Consider the following 24617-nt stretch of genomic DNA (forward strand, 5'->3'; position numbering starts at 1 on the left):
TCACACCGCGGCACGTTAATCCCCGTCAAACGCCGTGTGACGCAGGGCCGTTCACCGCACCACCCCCCACTTCACCTCTCCCACAGGAGTTCTCGGTGTTCAAGCACAGAGCTGTGCGCTCGTCCCTCCTTGCCTCCGCCGTAGCGGTGACCCTCCTCGCCTCCGCCGGGCAGGCCACCACGCAGGCCGCCGAGGCTGCGACCGGGGCCGGGGCCGCGGCGACCTTCGGCGGCGCCCAGGCCGACCCGGCGCCCGCGCCGAACCCGTTCGACGAGGTCGACCACCTCGCCAACGCGTCCGAGGCGGCCCCCGCCCCGGCCCCGGCCCCCGGCGGGCAGGCCATCACCGGACAGGTTCCCGGTGCGGCCACGGCCGCCGCCGCGCCCGCCGAGCGCACCGAGAAGAGCCGCAAGGCGGCCGCCCAGGCGGCCCCCCTCGCCCGCAGTGTCGCGGCGGGCGTCCCCTGCACCCTCGACGGGATCAAGAGCCTCACCCCGGAGCAGTTCGCCGACTTCCTCGCCGACCAGGCGGTCACCGCCGACGGCTGCCTGCGCGGCCTCATCTGGACCTGGGACGCACGCCTCGCCCCGGTGATGTCGGACGCGCACGTCCAGGCCGTCTCGCGCCGGATATCCAGCCTGGCCGCCGCCCACGACGGCCGTAACTCCTCCCACCTGGAGGAGATGTTCACCTACCTGCACGCGGTCGCCTACCACGACTACTCGCGCTCCGAGATCGACGTCACCGACGCGCCGACCGTGAACGCCATGCGCCAGGCCGTCGCCGACTTCGGCAACGCCGCCCGCACCTTCGACGTGACCGCGTCCAACGCCCGCACCCTGCGGGAGGCCCTCTACGCGGCCAGCGCACCCGGCCTGCGCCAGCACCAGCTCGGCCTCATCAAGAAGGTCCTGGCCACCATGGACCCGGCCCACCCGGCCACCCACCTCGACGCCGGCTGGGCGGGCGCCGCCCTCGCCGCCCTCTCCGTCAACTACCTGGGCGTCTATCCGGGCAACCAGGACACGGCCTTCCATGCCGCCGTGGCCGCCGACGCCTCCTACCGCGCCACCTTCAAGGCCTTCGCGAACTACACCCACCTCAAGGGCACGGGGAACGCCTGGGTGGCGCGCGACGCCCTCAGCGAATACGGCCGGTTCGGCCAGGTCCAGGGCCTGCGGGACCAGGTCGTCGCCGACCTCGGCGCCATGCTCGAGCCGGTGAAGGCCGCGCTCGGCACCGAGCCCTGGGCCAAGGTCGTCTCCTGGCTCAACGTCTACGAGGCGTGCAAGCAGTACGGGGTGTGCAAGGAGGACATCGAGAAGCAGATCTTCCCGAACACCTTCGTCTACGACAACGGCGCCATCAAGGTCCGCACCGGCCTCGACCGGGCCACCGTCGACCAGCTCTACTACGCGAGCAAGCAGGTCAAGACGCAGTTCCACCGCGTCATCGGCACCGACCAGCCGCTGGCCGGCGACCCCAACACCACGCTGAACATCGTGCTGTACGCCTCCCGCGCCGACTACGAGAACTACCACCCGATCCTGACGGGCTACGACACCAACAACGGCGGCATCTACATCGAGAACGGCGCCACCTTCTACACCTACCAGCGCCGCGTCCCGCAGGACTCCTCCCTCACCCTCGAGGAGCTCTTCCGCCACGAGTACACCCACTACCTCAACGGCCGCTTCGCCGTCCCCGGCTTCTTCGGCGAAGGCCCCTGGTACGAGGGCGACCGTACGACCGCCATGGACGAGGGCACGGCCGAGTTCTTCGACGGCGCGACCCGAGACAACGGCATCGCCGTCCGCAAGTCCCTGGTCAAGAGCATCATCAACGACACCGCGGGCGGGGGCCCGCGCATGTCGGTCGAGCAGCTGCTGAACGCCACCTACGACGGCGACGGCTTCCGCTTCTACAGCTACGCCGGCACCTTCTTCGAGTTCCTGTGGACGGAGAAGCCGAGCCTGCTGCGCGAGATGTACACGCACCTGCGGGCCGACGACGTGACGGCCTACGACGCCTGGCGCCACCGCCTGAGCTCCGACACCTACCTCCAGCGCGACTACGACCGCTTCCTGGACGCGCAGATCGCCAAGGTGGACCGGCTCTTCGTGCCGAACACCACCTTCACCCCCAACGACCAGCTGCGCGACGCGGCGCTGGCCTCGGTGAAGTCCTCCTTCGCCACGGCCACGTACAACACGCCGGACTGCGTGGAGAACGGCGACCCCGGCAAGCGCCGCTTCACCTGTACCGGACGCATCACCGCGAACCTGTCGAACTGGCGCAGTGACGACCAGAACTTCAAGGACATGTCCGAGACGGTCGACTACTTCATCCTCGACCGCGCCGGCGCGGCCTCGAACAACCTGGCCGACATGAACTGCTCCTTCGGCCCGGTGGAGATCTGGGCGAACAAGGCGGCGGCAACCTCGAGTTACAGCTGCGAGGGCCCGCTCCGCAGCTGACCCGTATCCGGACCGGTTCCGTCCCACAGGAGGGGCGGGGCCGGTCTGGGCAGCCACTGAAGAATGTGACATATTACTGTCGTGCTCAAGAGACACTCCCTGGACGCCGTGATCATCGGCGCCGGCGTCGTCGGAGCGGCCTGCGCCTACTACGCGGCCCGCGCCGGACTCTCCGTGGCCGTGGTCGACCGCGGCCCCGTAGCGGGCGGCACGACCGGCGCCGGCGAGGGCAACCTGCTCGTCTCCGACAAGGAGGCGGGCCCCGAACTCGACCTCGCCCTCCTGTCCACCGGGCTCTGGCAGGAACTCGCGGCGGTCCTCCCGAAGGAGATCGAGTACGAGGCCAAGGGCGGCCTCGTCGTCGCCCCGAACCAGGCTTCGCTCGAGGCCCTGCGCACCTTCGCCGAAGGCCAGCGCAAAGCCGGGGTCGAGGCGCTCGAGGCGGGCCCCGAAGACCTGCGCAGCCTGGAACCCCATCTGGCACAAGGCCTCGCGGGCGGCTTCCGCTACCCGCAGGACGCCCAGGTCCAGCCCGCCCAGGCGGCGGCCCGGCTGCTCGCCGCCTCGGGCGCCGAGGTCCACCTCGGCGAGGAGGTGACGGGCTTCGTGCGCTCCGGGGAGACGATCCGCGGGGTCCGCACCGCACGCCGCGAACTCCTGGCCCCCGCCGTGGTGAACGCGGCGGGCACCTGGGCCGGCGCCGTGGCGGAACTGGCGGGCGTGAGCCTGCCCGTCCTGCCGCGCCGCGGCTTCGTCCTGGTGACCGAGCCGCTGCCCAGGGTGGTCCGGCACAAGGTCTACGCCGCCGACTACATCGCGGACGTGGCCAGCGGCTCCGCGGCCCTGCAGTCCTCGGCCGTGGTCGAGGGCACCCCGGCGGGCCCGGTCCTGATCGGCGCCACCCGCGAACGCGTCGGCTTCGACCGCACCCTGTCCACGGAGGCCCTGCGCCGCCTCGCCACCCAAGCCGCAGCCCTCTTCCCCGTCCTGGCCGACGTCAAGGTCCTGCGCGCCTACCACGGCTTCCGCCCCTACCTCCCGGACCACCTCCCGGCGATCGGCCCGGACCCCCGCCGCCCGGGCCTCCTGCACGCCTGCGGCCACGAGGGCGCCGGCATCGGCCTGGCCCCGGCGACCGGCGCCCTGATCGCCGCCGCCCTGACGGGAAGCGAACCAGCGGTCCCCCTGCACCCGTTCCGCCCGGACCGCTTCGGCGACTCGGCCGCCGGGGACGGCCCCGGCCCCCGCGCCAACCCGAGGAGGACCCCCTGATGAGACGCAGCCCCCGCTCGTTGGTCGGCGGCAGCCCCGCGGCCACCTACACCATCGGCTTCGACGGCCGCGAACTCCCCGCCGAGGCGGGCCAGTCCATCGCCGCCGTCCTGTGGTCCGCCGGGATCCTCGCCTGGCGCACCACCCGCGACGGCGGCGCCCCGCGCGGCGCCTTCTGCGGGATCGGCAGCTGCTACGACTGCCTCGTCACCGTCAACGGCCGCCCGAACCAGCGGGCCTGCCTGGTCCCCGCCCACGAGGGCGACGCCGTCACCACCCAGGAGGGAACCGGCCATGCCGACCTCGCCGTCTGAGCCCGCCGACCTCGCCGTGGTCGGTGCCGGGCCCGCCGGTCTGGCCGCCGCCGTCACCGCCGCCGAGCTGGGCCTGCGCGTCACCGTCCTCGACGCGGGGGAGCGCCCCGGCGGGCAGTTCTACCGACACCCCGCACCCGCCCTCGGCGCCGCCCGCCCCGAGGCCCTCCACCACGCCTGGCCCGACTTCGCCACCCGCGAAGCCGCGCTGCGCGCCCACGAATCGGCCGGCAGGATCACGTACCTGAGGGCCCACCACGTGTGGACGGTGGTCCCGGGCGCGGGCGCGGGCGCGGGCGCGGGCAGGCGCACGGACACGGACACGGACACGGGCCCGCGCGGCCAGGCCGCCGCCGGACCCGCCGCGGAGTGGACCCTGCACGCCGTGGCGGGCCCCGAAGAGCAGGCGGCCACCGTCCACGCTGCCGCCGTGCTCCTGGCCACCGGCGCCTACGAACGCCAACTCCCTTTCCCCGGCTGGACCCTGCCCGGAGTCATCGGCGCCGGCGGGGCCCAGGCCATGCTCAAGGCCGGGCTGGTGCTGCCCGGCAAGCGCGTGGTGGTCGCCGGCAGCGGCCCGCTGCTGCTCGCCGTGGCCGGATCCCTCGCCGCCGCCGGAGCCACCGTCCCCGCGGTCGTCGAGGCCGCCGCCTACACCGCGTATGCGACCCGCATCCCGGTCCTGCTGCGCAACCCCGGCAAGCTCGCCGAAGCCGCGACCTACGGCGCCGCACTGGCCCGGCACCACGTCCGCCTCCTGAGCCGGCACGCCGTCACCGAGGCCCACGGCACCGACCGGGTCGAGGCCGTCACCCTCGCCCGCCTCGACCGAGACTGGCGGCCGCTGCCCGGCACGGCCCGCCGGATCCCGTGCGACGCCCTCGCCGTGGGCCACGGGCTCGTCCCCCAGCTGGAGCTCGCCACCGGCCTCGGCTGCGCCACCCGCCGCAGCCCGGACGGCACGGTCGCCCTGGACCTGGACGCCGAGCAGCGGACCTCCGTCCCCGGCGTCTGGTCGGCGGGGGAGACGGGCGGCATCGGCGGCGCCGGACTCGCCCTCGCCGAGGGGGAGATCGCGGCCCACGCGATCGCCGGACGCCCCGTTCCCGCCGCGCTCACCCGGGCCCGCGACCGGCTCCGCGCCTTCGCCGACGCGATGGCCGCCGCCCACCGCCCGGGCAGCGGCTGGACCGGCTGGCTCCGGGACGACGCCGTCGTGTGCCGCTGCGAGGAGGTGCCGGCCGGCCGGATCCGCGAGGCCGCCGGGGAACTCGGCGCGCGGGACGCCCGTACCGTCAAACTCCTCACCCGCGCGGGCATGGGCTGGTGCCAGGGCCGGATGTGCGGCCCGGCCGTGGCCGCCCTCGCCGGCGAGGACCCGGCGCCCGACCGGCGGCCGCTGTCCTGCCCGGTCCCGCTGCGCCGGCTCGCCGAACTTCCCCCGGACGCCCCCTGATCGGACCGTCCCGGCCCTTGTGGCCGACTCACACCCGCTAGTAAAATGTCACACACCACACTAGGGAGTCACCTCATGACCGACGCGCCCACCCCCGCGCCCCGCACGACGACCGCCACGACCGCGGACACGCCCACCGGTACGCCCACCGGCACGGACACCCGCACCCGCCCCTGGCACGGCATCATGGTCGCCACCGCGCTCCCGCTGCGAGAGGACCTCAGCGTCGACTACGACGCCTACGCCGAACACGTGGCCTGGCTCATCGCCAACGGCTGCGACGGCGTGGTCCCCAACGGCTCCCTCGGCGAGTACCAGACCCTCACCGACGAGGAGCGGGCCCGCGTCGTCCGTACCGCCGTCGAGGCCGCGGGCGACGGCGCCCGCGTCATGCCCGGCGTCGCCGCCTACGGCAGCGCCGAAGCCCGCCGCTGGGCCGACCAGGCCGCCGAGGCCGGGGCCGGCTCCGTGCTCCTGCTGCCCCCCAACGCCTTCCGGGCCGACGAGCAGACCGTACGCGCCCACTACGCCGAGGTCGCCCGCGCCGGGCTGCCCGTCGTCGCGTACAACAACCCGTACGACACGAAGGTGGACCTGGTCCCCGCCCTGCTGGCCCGGCTGCACGCCGACGGATCCATCGTCGCCGTCAAGGAGTTCAGCGGAGACGTGCGCCGCGCCTACGAGATCGCCGAACTCGCCCCCGGCCTGGACCTGCTCATCGGCGCGGACGACGTCCTCCTCGAACTCGCCCTCGCCGGCGCGGTCGGCTGGATCGCCGGCTACCCCAACGCCCTCCCGCAGTCCTGCGCCACCCTCTACCGGGCCGCCGTCGCCGGCGACCTCGCCACCGCCCTGCCGCTGTACAAGTCCCTGCACTCGCTGCTGCGCTGGGACTCCAAGACCGAATTCGTGCAGGCCATCAAGCTCTCCATGGACCTCGCAGGCCGCCCAGGCGGTGCCACCCGCCCGCCGCGCTTCCCGCTCGCCGGCGAGATCGAGGCCGCCGTCCGCGCCGCCACCGGAAAGGCCCTCGCCGAGGGCCTCAACTAGCAGAACGGGGGGACCCCATGCGTACGCGCCACGTCTACCACGCGGTGGACTCGCACACCGAGGGCATGCCGACCCGCGTCATCACCGGAGGCATCGGGGTGATCCCCGGCGCCACCATGGCGGAGAAGCGGCTCCACTTCATCGAGCACATGGACCACGTGCGGACCCTGCTCATGTACGAGCCGCGCGGGCACGCCGCGATGAGCGGCGCCATCCTCCAGCCCCCCACCCGGCCCGACGCCGACTTCGGCGTGCTCTACATCGAGGTGTCGGGGCTGCTGCCCATGTGCGGGCACGGCACCATCGGGGTCGCCACCGTCCTGGTCGAGACCGGCATGGTGCCGGTCGTCGAGCCGGTCACCACCGTCCGGCTCGACACCCCGGCCGGCCTGGTGGGCGTCGACGTCCGCGTCGAGGACGGGGCGGCCACCGCCGTCACCTTCACCAACGTCCCGTCCTTCTGCGTCGGCCTCGACCTCAAGGCCGAGGTGCCCGGCTTCGGCACGGTCACCTACGACCTCGCCTACGGCGGCAACTTCTACGCCTTCGTCGAACTCGACGCCCTCGGCCTGCCCTTCGACCGCGACCGCAAGGACGACCTGGTCTCCGCGGGCCTCGCGGTCATGGACGCGATCAACGGGAGCGACGACCGTCCCGTCCACCCCGAGAACCCCTCCATCGCCGGGGTCAAGCACGTCTACCTCGCCGCCCCCGGCTCCGACGCCCGCCGCTCCCGGCACGCGATGGCCATCCACCCCGGCTGGTTCGACCGCTCGCCCTGCGGTACGGGCACCAGCGCGCGCATGGCCCAGCTGCACGCCCGCGGCCGGCTCGGCCTCGACACCGACTTCGTCAACGAGTCCTTCATCGGAACCGAGTTCACCGGCCGGCTGATCGGCGAGACCACCGTCGGCGGGCTCCCCGCCGTGGTCCCCACCGTCACCGGCCGGGCGTGGATCACCGGCACCGCCCAGTACTTCCTCGATCCGGCCGACCCCTTCCCCGGAGGCTTCCTCCTGTGATCACCGTCCGCACCACGGACTACCACACCGCCGGCGAGCCCTTCCGCATCGTCGACGGGGTCAGCGGCGTCGAGACGGGGATCCCGGCCGTCCCCGGGGACACCGTCGCCGAGCGCTGCGCCACCGCCATCGGCCCCGGAGGCTCCGGGACCGCTCCGCGCCGGGGCGCGCTGGACGACGTACGGCGGATGCTCGTGCAGGAGCCGCGCGGGCACGCCGGGATGTACGGGGGCTTCGTCGTCCCGGCCGACGACGACGGGGCCCACTTCGGGGTGCTGTTCTGGCACAAGGACGGCTACTCCACCGCGTGCGGCCACGGCACCATGGCCCTCGGCGTGTGGGCCGTGGACACCGGCCGGGTCGCCGCCCCCCACGACGGGGACGCCCAGGTGCGCATCGACGTACCGTCCGGGCGGGTCGCCGCGACCGTGCACCGGGACGGCGGCCGCACCACCGGCGTCACCTTCCGCAACGTCGCGGCGCGGGTGAGCGCCCGCAAGGTGCCGGTGGCGACCACCCTCGGCATGGCGGAGGCGGACATCGCGCACGCCGGGGCCTGTTACGCGTCGGTCCGCGCCCGGGACCTCGGCCTGGACGTCACCCGGGCCGCCCTGCCCGACCTGGTGCGGGCCGGGCAGGAGATCCGGGCCGCGCTGGCCGCGCACCCCGCCACCTGGCACCCCGACAGCCCGCTCCTGTCCGGGGTCTACGGGGTGATCCTCCACGAGGAGCTGCCCGACACTCCCTTCGGGCCGCACCAGCGCAACGTCACCGTCTTCGCCGACGGGCAGATCGACCGCTCGCCCTGCGGCTCCGGCACCTCGGCGAGGCTCGCGCTGCTCGCGGAGGACGGACGGCTCGGCCCCGGCGAGGACCTGCTGCACGAGTCGGTCACGGGCACGGTGTTCACCGGGCGGATCCTCCCCGGTGGCGTCACCGAGGTCACCGGCACCGCCTACCGCACCGGCGAACACGCCTTCACGGTGGACCCGTACGACCCGCTCGGCGCCGGATTCCTGCTGTGATCCCGCAGCTGGGTGCGGACGGCCTGGCCGGTCTCCTGACCCCGGCCGACGCCGCCGACGCCCTGGCGCAGGCCCTGCTCGGCGGCCTCGACCCCGAGGGCTGCCCGCAGCGCACCGCCCTCCCCGTACCCGGCGGGGGTGAACTGCTGCTGATGCCCGCCGCGTCCGGCACGTACGCCGGGGTGAAGATCGCCGGGGTCGCGCCCGGGAACCCGGCCCGCGGGCTGCCCCGGATCACCGGGTCCTACCTGCTGCTGGACGGGCCCACCCTGCGCCCGCTCGCCCTGCTCGACGGCGCGGCGCTGACCGCCCTGCGCACCCCGGCGGTCTCCGCGCTCGCGCTGCGCCACCTGGCGCCGGCCGGGCGGCCGCTGCGGCTGGTGCTCTTCGGTTCCGGGCCGCAGGCGTACGGGCACCTGGAAGCGATCCTGGCGGCCAGGGAGTTGGCCGAGGTGGTGGTGGTCGCCCGGCGGCCCGAGGGTGCGGAGGAGCTCGCCGCGTACGCCCGCACCCTGGGCCCGGCCGCCCGTACCGGCACGCCCGGAGACGTGGCCGGAGCCGATCTGGTCGTCTGCTGCACCACGGCCCGGGAACCGCTCTTCGACGGGCGCCTCGTCGGCCCGGGCGCCACGGTCGTCGCCGTCGGTTCGCACGAGCCGACGGCGCGGGAGACGGACACCGCCCTCGTGCGACGCGCGGCGGTGTACGTGGAGTCGCGGGCGGCGGCCCTGCGCGAGGCGGGGGACCTGCTCGTGCCGGAGGCCGAGGGGGCGATCGGGCCCGGGCACATCACCGGCACCCTCGGCGACCTCGTCACGGGCCGGATGCCCGTGGGCGGACCGCCGAGTTGTCCACAGCTCTTCAAGAGTGTGGGCATGGCCTGGGAGGATCTTGCCGTGGCGGTCGCGTTGTTCCGGGCCGCCGGGGCGAGCAGAGAAACGTGACATTGTACGCTGTTCCTCTGCCCATCGCCGGGGTGCCCCCGGCGGCAGCTGGGGGAGTGTCGGGCGTCTCGGAGGAAAAGCAATGGGTGACCTGAAGCAGCACAGTCTCATCAAGGCCCAGGAACGGCTTCGCGACCAGGTCGGCCACGCCCTCCGAGCAGCCCTGATAGCGGGCGAGCTGCGGCCCGGAAGCGTCTACTCGGCCCCCGGTCTCGCGGCCGAACTCGGCGTTTCGGCCACCCCGGTGCGCGAGGCGATGCTCGACCTCGCCCGCGAGGGCCTGGTCGAGCCGGTCCGCAACAAGGGGTTCCGCATCACCGAGGTCAGCGAGCGCGACCTCGACCAGTACACCGAGCTGCGCACGATGATCGAGGTGCCGACCATCGGCCGGATCACGAAGATCGCCACGGTCGAGCAGCTGGAGGCGCTGCGCCCCATCGCCGAGGAGATCGTCACCAGCGCGCGCGAGCACAACCTCATCGGCTACCTGGAGGCGGACCGCCGCTTCCACCTGACGCTGCTCGGCCTCGCGGGCAACGACCGCCTCGTCGAGACGGTCGGCGACCTGCGCAAGCGCTCGCGGCTGTACGGGCTGACCGGCCTGGACGAGGCCGGCAAGCTGGTGTCCTCGGCGGAGGAGCACCTCGAACTGCTCGACCTGATGCTCTCCGGTGACGCGGCGGCGGCCGAGGCCTGCATGGTCCGCCACCTCGGCCACGTCCGCTCCCTCTGGGCACAGGGCCGCGACGAGCCGGTGGGCCGTGCTCCGGGACGCCTCGGCTCGGGGATCTAGGCGGCGCCGCAGTCGCAGTCGCAGTCGCAGTCGCTGTCGTCGTCGAAGTCGTCGTCGTCCGGTAGGGGCGGGCCGCCCGCCGCGTCCGCCCGGTCCACGATCTGCCGCATGACGGCCTGCGGCAGCATCGGCGAGGACGCGGCCGCCGCGGCGACGAGCCGTCCCGCGTCGCCGAGCAGGCGCAGCAGCGCCGGCAGCGGCAGCCGGGGGTGTCCGGAGCCCGCCACCTCGCGGCGGACGGCCGCGTCCTCGTCCGCCGCCAGCCGTTCGGCGAGCTCGGCCGGCAGCTCCGGATCCCGCAGCGCCAGCACGCGCAGGCGCGGGGACGGGTCGGCCCCGAACCGGCGCAGCGTCTCGGCCGGGAACCGGACGCGGTCGGCGGGCCGTCCCGGGAACTTGCCCTGCACGTGCCGCCGTTCGAGCCCCTCGGCCACGACGGGGTCCGGGTCCGGTGACCCGGCGAAGGCGAAGAACCGGACGGTCGCGTCCTCGTCCTCGTACATGCGCCGCCGCTGCTCGTCCGGGAGCGCCCCGCTGCGGGCCGCCGCACGCCGCATTCCGAGGTAGGGGGAGTCCGCGTAGGGGACCGGATCGGCCGTCACCCAGGGGTACGGGGTCAACTCCGAGGCGACGAGGGCGACATAGCAGTGGAAGTCGTCCTCGTCGGCGGCGGCCGGGTCCTCGTCGGCGCGGAGGGATCCGGCCAGCAACCCCGCGTGGATCTCCGCCCGGAGTTCCGGCGGCGTGTCCGCGCGCTCGAAGACGCCCCCGCGCACGACGGCGTTCGGGTCGCGTGCGAGCAGGTCCCGCACCTCGGGGGCGAGTTCCGGGTGCCCGGCCAGTCGCCGGCGTACGTCCTCGTCGGGGTCGGCCGCCAGCAGGGCGGCGGTCTCCCGGTCCAGCTCGAGGTGGGGAATCACGCGCAGCCGGGTGGTCGGGCCGGCGAGCAGTTCCCCGTACAGGTCCCGGGGCGGCCGGCGGGTGCAGGCCGCCACCCGCACCTTCGGGTCCGGGTCGGTGAGCAGCGCGCGCAGGGCCTCCTCGGGCGGATCGGTCCACGCCGCCGCGGCCGCGGCCCGTACCCCGGCGTCCGGATCGGCTGCCAGGCGGCCCAGGAGCTCCGGTGCCAGGCGCGGGTTGTCCGCGAGGGCGCGGCGTACGTCCGCGTCCGGGTCGAGGGCGAGCTTCGCGGCGACGCTCCCGGGCAGGGAGGGCACCCGGGCCAGGTGTTCGGACTGCCCGGCGGCGACGAACGCCTCGCAGAGGTCCGGGGACGGCGTGAACCCCTGCCACCCGGCCAGGCGGTGGCCCTGCCGGTACGCCAGGAGCCGGACGGCCACGTCGTCCGGCAGTGCCGGATTGTCGGCCAGCCCGTCGAGTACGTCGCGCAGGTGCGCGACCTCGGGCGCCGGTATCCCGGCCATGCCCCGGTCCACGTCCACGTCCACGTTCATGTCCATGATCCGCGATCGTAGGCCACCGCCCCAACACCGCGTCCGGCGCCGGGATTTGGACACGGCTGGATAACGGGCCGCCCAACCCCTTGTCAGTACAATTTCACATTACTATGTTACCGGTCACATCATAGAGCGCGGCCCTTCACTGGAGTGACCCATGACCAAGCGCACCCAACTCGCCCTCGCCACCGCCCTGGTGGCCGCTCTCGCACTCGGCGCCTCGGGCTGCTCCGACACCAAGAAGGGCACGGCGGGCGCCGGCGCCTCCAACCCCGCCGCCGCCAACGACGGCAAGATCCTCGGCGGCACCCCGGTCAAGGGCGGCACCCTCACCGTCCTGTCCAACCAGGACTTCGCCCATCTCGACCCCGCCCGCAACTGGGTCATGCCGACCATGGACTTCGGCACCCGGCTGCTCTACCGCACGCTCGTCACCTTCAAGGCCGAGCCCGGCAAGGCCGGCAGTGAACTGGTCCCCGACCTCGCCACCGACCTCGGCACCCCCTCCAACGGCGGCCGCACCTGGACCTTCACCCTCAAGGAAGGCGTCAAGTACGAGGACGGCTCGCCCATCAGGGCCCAGGACATCAAGTACAACGTCGAGCGCTCCTTCGCCCCCGACCTCACCGGCGGCCCCGACTACGCCGCCCAGTACCTGGCCGGCGCCGAGGGTTACAAGGGCCCGCTCCAGGGGCAGCACCTCGACTCCGTCAAGACCCCCGACGACCGCACGATCGTCTTCGAACTCAAGCGGCCCGTCGCCGAGTTCTCCGCGACCGCCACCCTGCCGACCTTCGCGCCCGTGCCCCAGTCCCAGGAGAAGGGCACCCAGTACGACGCCCGCCCGTTCTCCTCCGGCCCGTACAAGATCGAGTCGTACGACCGCGACAAGAAGCTGGTCCTGGTCCGCAACGAGCACTGGGACGCCAAGACCGACACCGTGCGCAAGGCCTACCCGGACAAGTTCGTGGTCGTCATGGGCCTCAAGGGCGGCCAGATCGACGACCGGATCATCGCCGGCGAGGGCGCCGACGCCTCCGCCGTCCAGTACGCCGACATGCGGCCCGAGAGCGCGCCGAAGGTGCTCCCCAAGCCGGAGGTCAAGGCGCGGCTGCTCGCCGAGTCCCAGGGCTGTACCGAGATGCTCTCCCTGAACAACTCCCGGGCGCCCTTCAACGATCCCAAGGTCCGCGAGGCCATGCAGTACGCCGTCGACAAGGAGGCCGTGATCACCGCGGGCGGCGGCCCGGCCCTCAACGAAATCGCCACCGCCTACCTGCCCCCGGCCCTCTCCGGCGGAAAGCAGGCCGACACCCTCAAGATCGCCCCGGCGGGCGACCCGGCCAAGGCCAAGGAACTCCTCAAGGCCGCGGGCAAGGAGACCCTGAAGGTCTCCCTCGCCGTCTCCACCGGGGACAAGGGCAAGGCGGAGGCCATCCAGCAGGGCCTGTCCCGCGCCGGCATCGAGGTCGTCGTCGACACCATCGACCCCGGCGCCTACTACGACGTCATCGGCGACCTCTCCACCACCCCCGACATGACGCTCAGCGGCTGGTGCCCCGACTACCCCTCCGGCTCCACCTGGATCCCCTTCGTCTTCGACGGGCGCACCATCAAGGAGAAGGGCAACCAGGGCAACAACTCCCAGTTCCGCGACGACGCCACCATGAAGCGGATCGACGAGATCAACGCCATGGCCGACGCCAAGCAGGCCAACCAGGCCTGGATCGACCTCGACGCCGAGATCATGAAGAAGTCCCCGGCGATCCCGCTCCTGCTGGAGCGCAAGCCGCTGCTCGTCGGCCCCAACATCGCGGGCGCCTACGGCCACCCGGTGTGGACCGGCACCATCGACTACGCCACCGTCGGCCTCAAGGACCCCTCGAAGAGCCAGGGCTGAGGAATCCGGAGCCACCGACACCATGACCACCACCGCACCGGGCGCCGGCGGCCAGGCCGCCCCGGCCCCGGCCCCGGACGGCGCACCCGCACCCGGCGCCGCCAAGGACGGGCCCGCGGCAACGGCGCCCGGCAGCAGCCCCTGGCAGCTCGCCCGGCGGGAACTGCGCCGCCGCCCCGCCGTCCGCGTCAGCCTCTGCGTCGTCCTGCTCTTCGTCCTCATGGCCGTGACCGCCCCCTGGCTGGGCGCGCTCGGCGGCTGGTCCCCGGAGGAGTTCGACAAGACCGCCGTCGACCCCTACCTCGGGGGCCTGCCGCTCGGCTCCTTCGGCGGGATCAGCCCCGAACACTGGCTCGGCGTCGAACCCGTCACCGGCCGCGACCTGTTCGCGCGCGTGGTCCACGGCGCCCAGGTCTCCCTGCTCATCGCCTTCGCCGCCACCGCCATCGTGGTCCTCGCGGGCACCGCCGCGGGGATCGCCGCCGGCTACTTCGGCGGCCGCACCGACGCCGTCCTGTCCCGGCTGATGGACCTCACCATGTCCTTCCCGTCCCTCATCTTCATGATCGCGATGCTGTCCGTGGCCAAGGACGTCAACCGCATCGTCCTCATGACCGCGGTCATCGGCGTCTTCGGCTGGCCCGGCGTCGCCCGCGTCGTCCGCGGCCAGACCCTCTCCCTCAAACACCGCGAGTACGTCGACGCCGCCCGCGTCGGCGGTTCGAGCTCCTGGCGGATCCTGACCCGCGACATCCTCCCCGGAGTCTCCGGCCCGGTCATCGCCTACACCACCCTGCTCATCCCCGGCATGATCAGCACCGAGGCCGCGCTCAGCTACCTCGGCGTGGGAGTCCGCCCGCCCACCCCCTCCTGGGGCCAGATGATCGCCGAGTCCGTCGCCTTCTACGAGACCGACCCCATGTACTTCGTCATCCCGAGCGTCTTCCTCTTCCTCGCCGTGCTCGCCTTCACCCTGCTCGGCGACGCCCTGCGCGACATCCTCGACCCGAGGGGCGGCCGCAGTTGATCCTCTACCTCGCCCGCAGGCTCCTCGCCCTGGCCGGTGTGCTCCTCGCCATCGCCGCCGTCACCTTCCTCATCTTCTACGTACTGCCCTCAGACCCGGCCGCCGCCGCCTGCGGCAAGACCTGCAGCGCCGAGCGCCTCGCCGACGTACGGGCGTACCTGGGCCTCGACCAGCCCCTGTGGCGGCAGTTCACCGACTTCCTGACCGGCATCTTCACCGGCCGCACCCTCGGCACCGGCCAGTACGCCGTCCAGTGCGACTTCCCCTGCCTGGGCTACTCGTACGAGAACTCCCTGCCCGTCTGGGACCTGCTCATGGACCGGCTCCCGGTCTCCGCCTCCCTCGCCGTCGGCGCCGCCGCGCTGTGGCTCGTCCTCGGCCTGGGCGCCGGGGTCACCGCCGCCCTGCGCAAGGACACCACCACCGACAAGGCCCTGATGGTCGGCGCGGTCGCCGCCGCCTCCCTGCCCGTCTACTTCACCTCCGTGATGCTCATCTACGGGGTCATCCGCATCGCCGGCCTGCTGCCCTACCCCACCTACCAGGCCCTCACCGACGACCCGCTCGGCTGGGCCGCCAACCTGCTGCTGCCCTGGACCGCGCTCGCGCTGCTCTACGCCGCCATGTACGCGCGCCAGAGCCGTGGTTCGATGATCGAGGCGATGGCCGAGCCGTACATCCGTACCGCCCGCGCCAAGGGCATGCCCGAGCGCACCGTCGTCGTCAAACACGGGCTGCGCTCCGGGATGACCCCCATCCTCACCATCTTCGGCATGGACCTCGGCGGACTGCTCGCCGGAGCCGTGATCACGGAGTCCATCTTCGGGCTCCCCGGCATCGGGCGGCTGTTCTACGGCGCGCTGGTCAGCTCCGACCAGCCCGTGGTCCTCGGGGTCACCCTGCTCGCCGCCTTCTTCATCGTCGTCGCCAACCTCGTCGTCGACCTCCTGTACGCCGTCGTCGACCCGAGGGTGAGGTACTGATGGCCGCACACACCACCGCCCCGCTCCTCGAAGTACGTGATCTGGGCGTCACCTTCACCACCCCGCACGGCACCGTACGGGCCGTCGACTCGCTCGGCTTCACCGTCGAGGCGGGCCGCACGCTGGGCATCGTCGGCGAATCCGGCTCCGGCAAGTCCGTCACCTCGCTGGCCGTCATGGGCCTGCACCGGGGCGCGGCCGAGGTCACCGGCTCCGTGGCCCTCTCCGGGCGGGAGCTGACCGGCCTCTCCGGGAGGGAGCTGTCCAAGATCCGCGGCCGCACGATGGCGATGATCTTCCAGGACCCGCTCTCCAGCCTCCACCCCTACTACACGGTCGGCGAGCAGATCGCCGAGCACTTCCGGGTGCACTTCAAGGCCGGGCGGGCCGCCGCGCGCAGACGGGCCGTGGACATGCTCGGCGAGGTCGGCATCCCGGAACCGGCCCGCCGCGCGGGCGAGTACCCGCACCAGTTCTCCGGCGGCATGCGCCAGCGCGCGATGATCGCCATGGCCCTGGCCTGCGAGCCCGACCTGCTGATCGCCGACGAACCCACCACCGCCCTGGACGTCACCGTCCAGGCACAGATCCTGGAGCTGATCGCCAGGCTCCAGCAGGAGCGCGGGCTCGGCGTGGTGATGATCACCCATGACCTGGGTGTGGTCGCCCGCGTCGCCCACGAGGTGCTGGTCATGTACGGCGGCCGGGCCGCCGAACAGGCCCCGGTCGACGACCTGTTCGCCGAGCCCGCGCACCCCTACACCCGGGGCCTGCTCGACTCGCTGCCCCGCCTGGACACTGCCGACGACGAACCGCTTCCCTCCATCCCCGGCTCCCCGCCCTCCCTGCTCGCCCCGGCACCGGGCTGCGCCTTCGCCCCGCGCTGTCCGCGCGCCGCCGCGCGGTGCACCGGTGAGCGCCCGGAACTGGAGCCGTACGGGGACGGCGCCGCCCCGGCGCGGACGGTGGCCTGCCACTTCGCCGGCGCCCGTACCGCTGAGGAGGCGGCCCGATGACCGCGACGACCGACCCGCTCCTGTCCGTACGGGACCTCACCATGACCTTCCCCGGGAAGCGGTCCGCGACCGGGCGCCGGGGGGCGCCCGTGCGCGCCGTGGACGGGGTCTCCTTCGACCTGGCGGCCGGCCAGACCCTCGGCCTGGTCGGCGAGTCGGGCTGCGGGAAGTCCACCACCGGCCGCATGCTGGTCCGCCTCCTCGAACCCACCGCGGGCAGCGTCACCTTCGACGGCAAGGACATCAGCCGCCTCTCCCCGTCCGCCCTGCGCCCGCTCCGCAAGAACATCCAGATGGTGTTCCAGGACCCGCACTCCTCCCTCAACCCCCGCCAGACGGTGGCGCGCATCATCTCCGACCCGCTCCTGGTCCAGGGCTGGAGCGCGGGCGACGCCCGCCGCCGCGCGGGCGACCTGATGGAGCTGGTCGGCCTGATCCCCGAGCACATCGACCGCTACCCGCACGAGTTCTCCGGCGGCCAGGCCCAGCGCATCGGCATAGCCCGCTCCCTCGCGACCAGCCCCCGCCTCGTCATCGCCGACGAGCCGGTCTCCGCCCTCGACGTCTCCGTACAGGCGCAGATCGTCAACCTGATGGAACGGCTGCGCACCGAACTGGGCCTCGCCTACGTGTTCATCGCGCACGACCTCTCCGTCGTCAAACGCGTCAGCGACCGCGTCGCGGTCATGTACCTCGGCAGGATCGTGGAGATCGGCGACAAGCACTCCCTGTACGAAGACCCCCAACACCCCTACACCAGGGCCCTGCTGTCCGCCGTCCCCCTCCCCGACCCGGCGGCGGAACGGCGCCGGGAGCGGATCGTGCTGCTCGGCGACCCCCCGAGCCCGGCCGCCCCACCCCCGGGCTGCACCTTCCACCCGCGCTGCCCCAAGGCCCAGGACCTCTGCCGCACGGAGCGCCCGCTCCTGCAGCTCGCCGCCTCCCGAGAGGTGGCCTGCCACTTCCCGGGTGACTGACGGGGAACCAGGGAAGGCAGGGCCCCGGAGCCAAAGGCGTCTCCGGGGCCCTGTGGGCAGGGGCGGCGTGCCGAAATCAGCAGCCGAGTTCCCGCTTGAAGAACTCCAGTTCCAGGGCCATTACCTTCTCCCTCGTGCCGCCCGGGGTCATGTGGGTGACGCCGGGCAGCGCCAGGAGTTGGTGGGGGCGGCCCGCTTCCGTCAGGGACTGGGAGAGGCGCAGGGTGTGGGAGGGGTGGACGTTGTCGTCGGCCAGGCCGGTGACCAGGAGGAGGGGGCGGCTCAGCTTCGGGGCGTCGGCGAGGAGCGAGTCCCGTTCGTAGACCTCCGGGTTGTCCTGGGGCAGGCCCAGGTACCGCTCGGTGTACGCCGTGTCGTACTGCCGGAAGTCGGTCGGTGCCGCGCCCGCGGCCGCCGCGTGGAAGACGTCCGGGCGGCGCAGAACCGCCAGGGCCGACAGGTAGCCGCCGTAGGACCAGCCGCGGATGCCGACCCGGCCGAGGTCGAGGTCGGGGTGGCGGGCGCCGAGCGCCTGGAGCGCCGCGACCTGGTCCTCCAGGGTGACCTCGGAGAACCCGCGGTACATCGCGTGCGTGAAGGCGGGGGAGACGTACGGGGTCCCGCGGTTGTCGACGGTCACCACGGCGAAGCCCTGGTCGGCCCACCACTGCCTGGCCTGCCAGCGGCGCGGCTCGGCGGACACGTCCTGGAAGCCCGGGCCGCCGTAGCTGTCCATCAGGACGGGCAGCCGCCGCCCGGGGACGTGGTCGCGGGGGAGGACCAGGGCGGTGGGGACGCCGTGCTCGGTGACCCGCTCCAGGACCGGCACCACTCGGTACGGCAGCGGCTGGGACAGGTCGGCGGGGGTGAACTCCCGCCCGTCCGCGGTGCGTACGGTGCGCCGGATGCCGTCGGTGTCGGCGGAGGTCAGCAGCAGGGTCCCGGCCGAGGCGGACACGCTGTGCACCCCGGGCCCGTCGGCGAGCGGGGTCGGCTCTCCGGTCGCGAGGTCGAGCAGCAGCACCTGCTGTTCGGCGGGGCCGCGCAGCCCGGCCTCGATCAGCAGCCGGCCCTCGTGGACCCCGGCCACCCGGCGGACCTGGATCCCGTCGCCGGTGAGCAGTTCGCCGTCCACCGCGAGGGCGCGGGCGGCCCCGCCGGTGGTGTCGGCGGCGGTCAGCATCCGCCCGTCGGGCAGGCGCGCCGGAGTGCCAGGGACCAGGGGGTCCACCCACTGCGGGTGCGTGGTGCGGGACAGCTCCCGGGTGCGGCCGGTGGCCGGGTCGGCGGAGAGCAGCAGTACGTTCTGCTGGAGCCGGTCCCGGACTGTCAGCAGGATCTCCTCGGCTGCCGTGTCACCGGCGTGCCAGCCGGCGTCGGAGACGTACGGGTAGGTCTCGGCGTCCCAGTCGAGCCGTACCCGGTTCCCGTCCGGGCCCAGCACCCAGAGCTGGACGTCGGCGTTGGGCCCGCCCGCCTCCGGGTACGCGAAGTCCTCGGCCGGGAGCTCCGGCTGCGCCGGGTCGGCGAAGTACCGCCGCTGGAGGGCGGATTCGTCCACGCGGGCCGCCAGCAGGGTGACCCCGTCCGGGGACCACCAGTGTCCGCGGGCGCGGTCCAGTTCCTCGGCGGCCGCGAACTCGGCGACGCCCCAGCGGGCCCCGTCCTCGGGGCTGACCCGGCCGCCCGGGGCGACGTACAGGGCGTCGTCGCTGACGTACGCGGTGCGGGAGCCGTCGGCGTTGGGGCGGGGGTCCAGGGCGGGTCCGGCGGTCGCGATCGGCTCGGGCCGTCCGGTCCCGCCGGCGGTGACCCCGTACAGCCGCCCGTAGAGCGCGAAGACGGCGCGCCGGCCGTCGCCGGAGAGCGCGTACGAGCCGATGCCGGCGGCGACGAGGCGTATCCGCTCTCGGAGCCGGCGCTCGGCGGCGGGGAGCTCGCCGGGCTCGGGGCACAGCTCGCGGGGATCGGCAAGGCAGGACTCGGTGCCGGTGGCCGTGTCGAGGACCCAGAGGCTGTCGAAGGGGTCGGTGGCGCCGGTGGACCGGAGGAACCAGAGGAGCCGTCCGCCGTCGCCGAAAGCGAAGGCGCGCGGGGCGCCGTGCGTGAACCGGGCGGTGCTCGCGGAGAGCCTGAGGAAGTCATCCATGATCGTAGTGTGACATGTGAAATATCACATCGCCTAGGCTGTTCGAGTGGTGACCCTCCGCATGCGGGCTTAGCGTCGACAGGGTGGACCCGAACGCAACGCCGACCAGCACCGGGACCGAAGGCAAGGTCCGAGGGAGCGGGAACGGGCTCGCCCTGTTCGTCATCGCCTCCTGCCAGCTCATGGTGGTCCTCGACATCACCATCGTGAACATCGCGCTGCCGCACATCCAGACCGCACTCGACTTCTCCACCGAGAGCCTGTCCTGGGTGGTCAACGCCTACACCCTCACCTTCGGCGGCCTGCTGCTGCTGGGCGGGCGCACCGGCGACATCCTCGGCCGCAAGCGGGTCTTCATCTTCGGCATCCTGCTCTTCGGGCTCGCCTCCCTCCTCGGCGGACTCGCCCAGAACGCGGGCCAGTTGATGGCCGCCCGAGCCCTCCAGGGCGTCGGCGGCGCCATCGCCTCCCCGACCTCCCTCGCGCTGATCACCACCACCTTCCGCGAAGGCCCCGCCCGCAACCGCGCCTTCGGCGTGTTCGCCGGGGTCTCGGCCGGCGGCGGCGCGATCGGACTCCTCGCGGGCGGCATGCTGGTCACCTGGCTCGACTGGCGCTGGGTGCTCTTCGTCAACGTCCCGATCGCCCTGCTCATCGCCCTGCTGGCCGCGAAGGTCATCCGCGAGTCCGAACGGCACCCGGGCCACTTCGACTTCGCGGGCGCGCTGCTGTCCACCCTCGGCATGGTCGCGCTCGTCTACGGGTTCATCCGCGCGGCCCAGGAGGGCTGGCGCGACCCGTGGACGCTCGCCTCCTTCGGCGCCGCCGTGGTCCTGCTGACCCTGTTCTTCCTCAACGAGCGGCGCTCGCCCCAGCCGATCACCCCGCTGCACATGTTCGCCGACCGCAACCGGGCCGGCACGTACGGGATCATGCTGTTCCTCGCCTGCGCGATCTTCGGCATGTTCTTCTTCCTGACGCTCTTCGTCCAGATCGTGCTCGGCTTCAGCCCGCTGCGGGCGGGCCTCGCCTTCCTGCCCGTGAGCGCGGTGGTCGCGGTGGGCGCCGGCTTCGCCTCGCAACTGCTGCCCAAGTACGGCCCCAAGCCGTTCATGGTCGGTGGCGCGCTGTGCTCAGCGGTCGGACTTGCCTGGCTGACGCAGACGGACGTCCACTCGACGTACCTGGGCAGCATCCTCGGGCCGCTGCTGATCTTCGGTCTCGGCATGGGACTGCAGTTCGTCTCGCTGACGCTGATGGCCCTGTCCAACGTCCCCGACCGCGAGTCCGGCGCGGCATCCGGACTGCTCAACACGATGCAGCAGGTGGGCGGTTCGCTCGGCCTGTCGATCCTGGTGACCGTCTTCGGCACGGCCAGCCGCAACGAGGCGAAGGACCAGGTGCCGGGCTTCCTGCGGACGGCCGACCCCGAACAGAAGGCGTACTTCGAGCGCACCGGACAGTTCCCGAAACCCTGGAGCGACCAGGTGCTCACCTCGGGCATCAGCGCGGCCTTCATCGTGGCGGCACTGTTCACCCTGGTCGGGGCCGCGATCGCGCTGTTCGCCATCCAAGTCCGGCCCTCCGACCTCGAACGTCTGCAGGGCAACCACACACCGAGCAAGGTCTAGCCCGTGGCTACGGAACTCGCGAAACCGACGGACCCCATGGAACCGGGGCAACCGGCGGAACCCCTCACCTCGCCGGTCAGCTCGCACAACGAGTGGGACCCCCTCGAGGAGGTCCTCGTCGGGCGGCTCGACGGCGCGACCATCCCCTCCAAACACCCGGTCGTGGCCTGCAACATCCCGCCGTGGGGGGCGCGGCTGCAGGGGCTCGCCGCCGGCATGAAGTATCCGCGCGTACTGATCGAGCCGGCGCAGCGCGAGCTCGATCAGTTCGTCACCCTGCTGGAGGACCTCGGCGTCACGGTCAGGCGCCCGGACGCCCTCGACCACGGGCGGCGCTTCGGCACTCCCGACTGGTCCTCACGCGGATTCACCAGCACCTGTCCGCGGGACAGCATGCTCGTGATCGGCGACGAGATCATCGAAACCCCGATGGCATGGCCGTGCCGGTACTTCGAGACCCACGCCTACCGCGCGATCCTCAAGGACTACTTCCGGCGCGGCGCGCGCTGGACGGCGGCGCCCAGACCGCAGCTCACGGACGAACTCTTCGAGGCGGAGTTCCGCACGCCCGGGGCCGGCGAGCCGATGCGCTACATCCTCACCGAATTCGAGCCGGTCTTCGACGCGGCGGATTTCGTACGGGCGGGACGCGACCTGTTCGTGACGCGGAGCAACGTCACGAACCTGATGGGCATCGACTGGCTGCGCCGCCATCTCGGACCCGGCTACCGCATCCACGAGATCGAGAGCCGCTGCCGCACGCCGATGCACATCGACACGACGTTCGTCCCGCTCGCACCCGGCAAGGTACTGGTCAATCCCGAATACATCGACGTCGACCGGCTGCCGGACGTCCTGAGCTCGTGGGACGTCCTGGTCGCCCCCGAGCCCGACCCGATCGACGAGCGCCTGCTGAAGATCACGTCGATGTGCGGCAAATGGCTCAGCATGAACGTCCTCGTGATCGACGGGCACCGGGTGATCGCGGAGCGGCACCACACCGGCATGCTGCGGGCACTGGAGACGTGGGGGTTCGAGCCGATCCCGTGCGACCTGCTGCACTACGCGCCGTTCGCGGGCTCGTTCCACTGCGCCACACTCGACGTCCGGCGCCGCGGCACGCTCGAGTCGTACGTCGGCCGCTAGGCCGTCGGACGGCCTAACCCCGCAGGGCGTCGCGCAGCCGGGCCGCGTCCGCGCGGGTGTTCATCCGCAGGGCCACCCAGGAGCCGTCCGCGAAGACCAGGTCCACCCGGCACGGCCGGCGGCGCAGCCGCGGCACGCGGCGCACCGCGCAGGCGGCGGTGTACGACTCGCGGGCCGGGTCGCCGCGGCCCCAGGGCGGCCGGACCACGACCTTCCCCGCCGTCGCGGCGAACGTGCCGTACGGGCCCACGGTCTCGGTGCGCCAGTGCGTCCAGTGGAAGCCGTGCAGGGCCAGGGCGAGGCGGCCGGCCTCGCTCTCCCAGCCGCCCCGCAGGGCCGGGCCGTGGAAGAGCCGGCCGACCAGCCGGGCGGCCCGCTCGAAGGGGTCGGCGAGCGCGGACACCGCGTCGGCCAGGTCGTCGGGCAGGGCCGCCAGGAAGCGGAAGAGGAAGAAGCCGCCGATCCGGTGGACCAGCCGCTGCGGGGCGGGCGATCCGGGCAGCTTCGCCCGCGCGGGCCGCCGTACACCAGGGGACAGTCTCCCCGGAAGCTCCTCGTCCATCCGGCCATGATGGCCGATATCCCCCGCTAACCGTCCAGGCGGCGTACCCGGCAGCGCGCCGGACCGTTCGGCCGCAGGGTGATGCCGGCGCTGACCGGGATCTCGGTGTCCACGGCCTCGAACTCGTACGCCCGCAGGATCACCGCCAGCGCGATCACCGACTCCAGCATCGAGAAGTGCTGCCCGATGCACGCGCGCGGCCCGCCGCCGAACGGGAACCAGGCGTAGCGCGGGCGGCCGGCCTCCGCTTCCGGGGTGAAGCGCTCCGGGTTGAAGCGGTCCGGGTCCGGCCAGTGCAGCGGATGGCGGTGCGTCACCCACGGCGCCAGGATCACGTTCGCGCCGGCGGGGATGGCGTGGCCGTCGATCTCGGTGGCGGCGACGGCGTTGCGGCCGATCACCGGGGCCGCCGGGTAGAGCCGCATCGTCTCCTTCAGGACCTGCGTGAGGTACGGGAGCCGGTCCAGGTCGGCGGCCTCGGGCGTACGGTCGCCCAGGACACGGGTGATCTCCTCGCGGGCCCGGTCCTGTTCCTCGGGGTGGCGGGCCAGCAGGTGCAGGGCGAAGGCGAGGGAGGTGGCGGTCGTCTCGTGCCCGGCGAGCAGGAAGATCAGCACCTGGTCGCGCAGTTCGGAGACGTCGAACTCGCCGTCGTCCGAGCTCTTGGCGGCGGCGAGCAGCGTCAGCAGGTCCTCGCCGGGGCCGTCGCCGGAACCGTCCGCGGTGCCGGCGCCGGGGGCGGTGCGCCGCTCGCCGATGATCTTGTCGCAGACCGCGTAGAGCTCGTCCATCGCCGCGGCCGCCCGCCTGTTGGCCGGGGTCGGCCAGCTGCGCGGGACGTTGGCGGGGGAGTAGCCGCGGCGCAGCACGTAGTCCGTGATGACCGGAAAACACCGGTCCACGACGTCGACCGTGGCCTCCACGTCGGTGCCGAACAGGATCCGGGCGACCGCGCGCAGGGCCAGGTGCATCATCTGGTCGGAGACGTCGAGCACGCCGTCCGGGGCCTGCTCCCAGGCGGCGACGACCGCCTTCGTCTCGGCGGCGACGGCCCCCGCGTAGCCGTCCACCCGGCGCCGGGTGAACAGCGGCTGGACCAGCCGGCGCTGGCGCAGGTAGTCCTCGTCCTGGCTGGTCAGCAGCCCGTTGCCGAACGAGTCCCGGATCTCCTGGTAGAAGGGGTTGTCCTTGCGGAAGTTGGCCGACTCCGAGGCGAGCACCTGCTGCGCCCCCTCCGCGGAGAACACGCAGTACAGCTCGGCCCGCAGCCCGGGCGGCCCGGCGACGATCCGCACGACGTCCCCGTGCTCGTGCCGGGCCCGCAGATAGGTCCCGAGCGAGTCCGACTTCAACTCGAAGAGCGACCCCACCAGCGGCACCCCCGCCAGAGCAGGAACTTCCGCACCCGCGCCAGTG

General features: G+C 73.1%; 20 protein-coding genes. 16 read left to right on the top strand and 4 right to left on the bottom strand.

The window, feature by feature from the left end; genetic code table 11:
• The first annotated feature begins 95 nt into the window (after nucleotides 1–95).
• The 9 genes from ACIPUC_RS23950 to ACIPUC_RS23990 all read left to right on the top strand — a co-directional run bounded on the left by ACIPUC_RS23950 (nucleotide 96) and on the right by ACIPUC_RS23990 (nucleotide 10353).
• Nucleotides 96–2477, top strand: coding sequence for a collagenase (locus ACIPUC_RS23950; RefSeq protein WP_446592011.1), 2382 nt, complete (start codon nucleotides 96–98; stop codon nucleotides 2475–2477).
• An 81-nt stretch (nucleotides 2478–2558) separates the two neighbouring features.
• Entirely contained in the window at nucleotides 2559–3749 is a 1191-nt protein-coding gene (locus ACIPUC_RS23955) for an NAD(P)/FAD-dependent oxidoreductase (RefSeq protein WP_446592012.1), read from the top strand.
• Complete coding sequence (locus ACIPUC_RS23960) at nucleotides 3749–4063, top strand: (2Fe-2S)-binding protein (protein WP_446592013.1); 315 nt, start codon at nucleotides 3749–3751, stop codon at nucleotides 4061–4063. The genes ACIPUC_RS23955 and ACIPUC_RS23960 overlap by 1 nt, the downstream gene beginning before the upstream one ends.
• Entirely contained in the window at nucleotides 4044–5519 is a 1476-nt protein-coding gene (locus ACIPUC_RS23965; protein WP_446592015.1) for an FAD/NAD(P)-dependent oxidoreductase, read from the top strand. Before ACIPUC_RS23960 ends, ACIPUC_RS23965 begins: the two co-directional genes overlap by 20 nt.
• Nucleotides 5520–5705: 186 nt before the next feature.
• Nucleotides 5706–6569, top strand: coding sequence for a dihydrodipicolinate synthase family protein (locus tag ACIPUC_RS23970; protein ID WP_446592270.1), 864 nt, complete (start codon nucleotides 5706–5708; stop codon nucleotides 6567–6569).
• Nucleotides 6570–6586: 17 nt separating this feature from the next.
• A complete protein-coding gene (locus ACIPUC_RS23975) occupies nucleotides 6587–7591 on the top strand; it encodes a proline racemase family protein (RefSeq protein ID WP_446592016.1) in 1005 nt (334 codons plus the stop codon).
• Complete coding sequence (locus ACIPUC_RS23980; protein ID WP_446592017.1) at nucleotides 7588–8616, top strand: proline racemase family protein; 1029 nt, start codon at nucleotides 7588–7590, stop codon at nucleotides 8614–8616. Before ACIPUC_RS23975 ends, ACIPUC_RS23980 begins: the two co-directional genes overlap by 4 nt.
• Nucleotides 8613–9560 (top strand): ornithine cyclodeaminase family protein, encoded by a 948-nt coding sequence (locus ACIPUC_RS23985; RefSeq protein WP_446592019.1) that lies wholly within the window; start codon nucleotides 8613–8615, stop codon nucleotides 9558–9560. The genes ACIPUC_RS23980 and ACIPUC_RS23985 overlap by 4 nt, the downstream gene beginning before the upstream one ends.
• A gap of 82 nt (nucleotides 9561–9642) precedes the next feature.
• Entirely contained in the window at nucleotides 9643–10353 is a 711-nt protein-coding gene (locus ACIPUC_RS23990) for a GntR family transcriptional regulator (protein WP_446592021.1), read from the top strand.
• On the opposite strand, the gene ACIPUC_RS23995 is transcribed toward ACIPUC_RS23990, so the two are convergent.
• Nucleotides 10350–11813, bottom strand: coding sequence for a hypothetical protein (locus ACIPUC_RS23995; protein ID WP_446592023.1), 1464 nt, complete (start codon nucleotides 11811–11813; stop codon nucleotides 10350–10352). The two genes, ACIPUC_RS23990 and ACIPUC_RS23995, sit on opposite strands and share 4 nt — an antisense overlap.
• 154 nt (nucleotides 11814–11967) lie before the next feature.
• On the opposite strand from ACIPUC_RS23995, the gene ACIPUC_RS24000 reads away from it, so the two are divergent.
• From ACIPUC_RS24000 to ACIPUC_RS24020, 5 genes are read left to right on the top strand one after another with little or no spacing between them, the layout of a single operon-like run.
• Nucleotides 11968–13710, top strand: coding sequence for an ABC transporter substrate-binding protein (locus ACIPUC_RS24000; RefSeq protein WP_446592024.1), 1743 nt, complete (start codon nucleotides 11968–11970; stop codon nucleotides 13708–13710).
• A 22-nt stretch (nucleotides 13711–13732) separates the two neighbouring features.
• On the top strand, nucleotides 13733–14737 hold the full coding sequence (locus ACIPUC_RS24005; protein WP_446592026.1) for an ABC transporter permease: 1005 nt from the start codon (nucleotides 13733–13735) through the stop codon (nucleotides 14735–14737).
• Nucleotides 14734–15720: an ABC transporter permease gene (locus ACIPUC_RS24010; protein ID WP_446592027.1), complete on the top strand. Its 987-nt coding sequence runs from the start codon at nucleotides 14734–14736 to the stop codon at nucleotides 15718–15720. Before ACIPUC_RS24005 ends, ACIPUC_RS24010 begins: the two co-directional genes overlap by 4 nt.
• Nucleotides 15720–16736 carry an ABC transporter ATP-binding protein gene (locus ACIPUC_RS24015; RefSeq protein ID WP_446592028.1) on the top strand — a complete coding sequence of 339 codons (1017 nt, stop codon included), beginning with the start codon at nucleotides 15720–15722 and terminating at the stop codon, nucleotides 16734–16736. The genes ACIPUC_RS24010 and ACIPUC_RS24015 overlap by 1 nt, the downstream gene beginning before the upstream one ends.
• Complete coding sequence (locus ACIPUC_RS24020; protein ID WP_446592029.1) at nucleotides 16733–17713, top strand: ABC transporter ATP-binding protein; 981 nt, start codon at nucleotides 16733–16735, stop codon at nucleotides 17711–17713. The genes ACIPUC_RS24015 and ACIPUC_RS24020 overlap by 4 nt, the downstream gene beginning before the upstream one ends.
• Before the next feature lie 76 nt (nucleotides 17714–17789).
• Here the strand turns inward: ACIPUC_RS24020 and ACIPUC_RS24025 are convergent, their stop codons facing one another.
• Complete coding sequence (locus ACIPUC_RS24025) at nucleotides 17790–19862, bottom strand: prolyl oligopeptidase family serine peptidase (protein ID WP_446592030.1); 2073 nt, start codon at nucleotides 19860–19862, stop codon at nucleotides 17790–17792.
• A gap of 83 nt (nucleotides 19863–19945) precedes the next feature.
• Between ACIPUC_RS24025 and ACIPUC_RS24030 the strand changes: the two genes are divergently transcribed.
• Nucleotides 19946–21493, top strand: coding sequence for an MFS transporter (locus ACIPUC_RS24030; RefSeq protein ID WP_446592031.1), 1548 nt, complete (start codon nucleotides 19946–19948; stop codon nucleotides 21491–21493).
• Nucleotides 21494–21529: 36 nt separating this feature from the next.
• A complete protein-coding gene (locus tag ACIPUC_RS24035; protein ID WP_446592272.1) occupies nucleotides 21530–22639 on the top strand; it encodes an amidinotransferase in 1110 nt (369 codons plus the stop codon).
• 13 nt (nucleotides 22640–22652) lie between these two features.
• Here ACIPUC_RS24035 and ACIPUC_RS24040 read toward each other — a convergent pair whose 3' ends face one another.
• Complete coding sequence (locus ACIPUC_RS24040) at nucleotides 22653–23201, bottom strand: hypothetical protein (RefSeq protein ID WP_446592032.1); 549 nt, start codon at nucleotides 23199–23201, stop codon at nucleotides 22653–22655.
• A gap of 26 nt (nucleotides 23202–23227) precedes the next feature.
• Nucleotides 23228–24571 (bottom strand): cytochrome P450, encoded by a 1344-nt coding sequence (locus ACIPUC_RS24045; RefSeq protein WP_446592033.1) that lies wholly within the window; start codon nucleotides 24569–24571, stop codon nucleotides 23228–23230.
• Between the last annotated feature and the right edge of the window lie 46 nt (nucleotides 24572–24617).

The organism is Streptomyces sp. LARHCF249 (assembly GCF_052871255.1).

Coding starts and splice junctions, on each gene's coding strand:
- ACIPUC_RS24025 (WP_446592030.1), bottom strand. CDS start 19,862: ATGGATGACTTCCTCAGGCTCTCCGCGAGCACCGCCCGGTTCACGCAC.
- ACIPUC_RS23960 (WP_446592013.1), top strand. CDS start 3,749: ATGAGACGCAGCCCCCGCTCGTTGGTCGGCGGCAGCCCCGCGGCCACC.
- ACIPUC_RS23990 (WP_446592021.1), top strand. CDS start 9,643: ATGGGTGACCTGAAGCAGCACAGTCTCATCAAGGCCCAGGAACGGCTT.
- ACIPUC_RS23995 (WP_446592023.1), bottom strand. CDS start 11,813: ATGGACATGAACGTGGACGTGGACGTGGACCGGGGCATGGCCGGGATA.
- ACIPUC_RS24040 (WP_446592032.1), bottom strand. CDS start 23,201: ATGGACGAGGAGCTTCCGGGGAGACTGTCCCCTGGTGTACGGCGGCCC.
- ACIPUC_RS24035 (WP_446592272.1), top strand. CDS start 21,530: ATGGAACCGGGGCAACCGGCGGAACCCCTCACCTCGCCGGTCAGCTCG.
- ACIPUC_RS23975 (WP_446592016.1), top strand. CDS start 6,587: ATGCGTACGCGCCACGTCTACCACGCGGTGGACTCGCACACCGAGGGC.
- ACIPUC_RS24020 (WP_446592029.1), top strand. CDS start 16,733: ATGACCGCGACGACCGACCCGCTCCTGTCCGTACGGGACCTCACCATG.
- ACIPUC_RS24015 (WP_446592028.1), top strand. CDS start 15,720: ATGGCCGCACACACCACCGCCCCGCTCCTCGAAGTACGTGATCTGGGC.
- ACIPUC_RS23970 (WP_446592270.1), top strand. CDS start 5,706: ATGGTCGCCACCGCGCTCCCGCTGCGAGAGGACCTCAGCGTCGACTAC.
- ACIPUC_RS24000 (WP_446592024.1), top strand. CDS start 11,968: ATGACCAAGCGCACCCAACTCGCCCTCGCCACCGCCCTGGTGGCCGCT.
- ACIPUC_RS24005 (WP_446592026.1), top strand. CDS start 13,733: ATGACCACCACCGCACCGGGCGCCGGCGGCCAGGCCGCCCCGGCCCCG.
- ACIPUC_RS23965 (WP_446592015.1), top strand. CDS start 4,044: ATGCCGACCTCGCCGTCTGAGCCCGCCGACCTCGCCGTGGTCGGTGCC.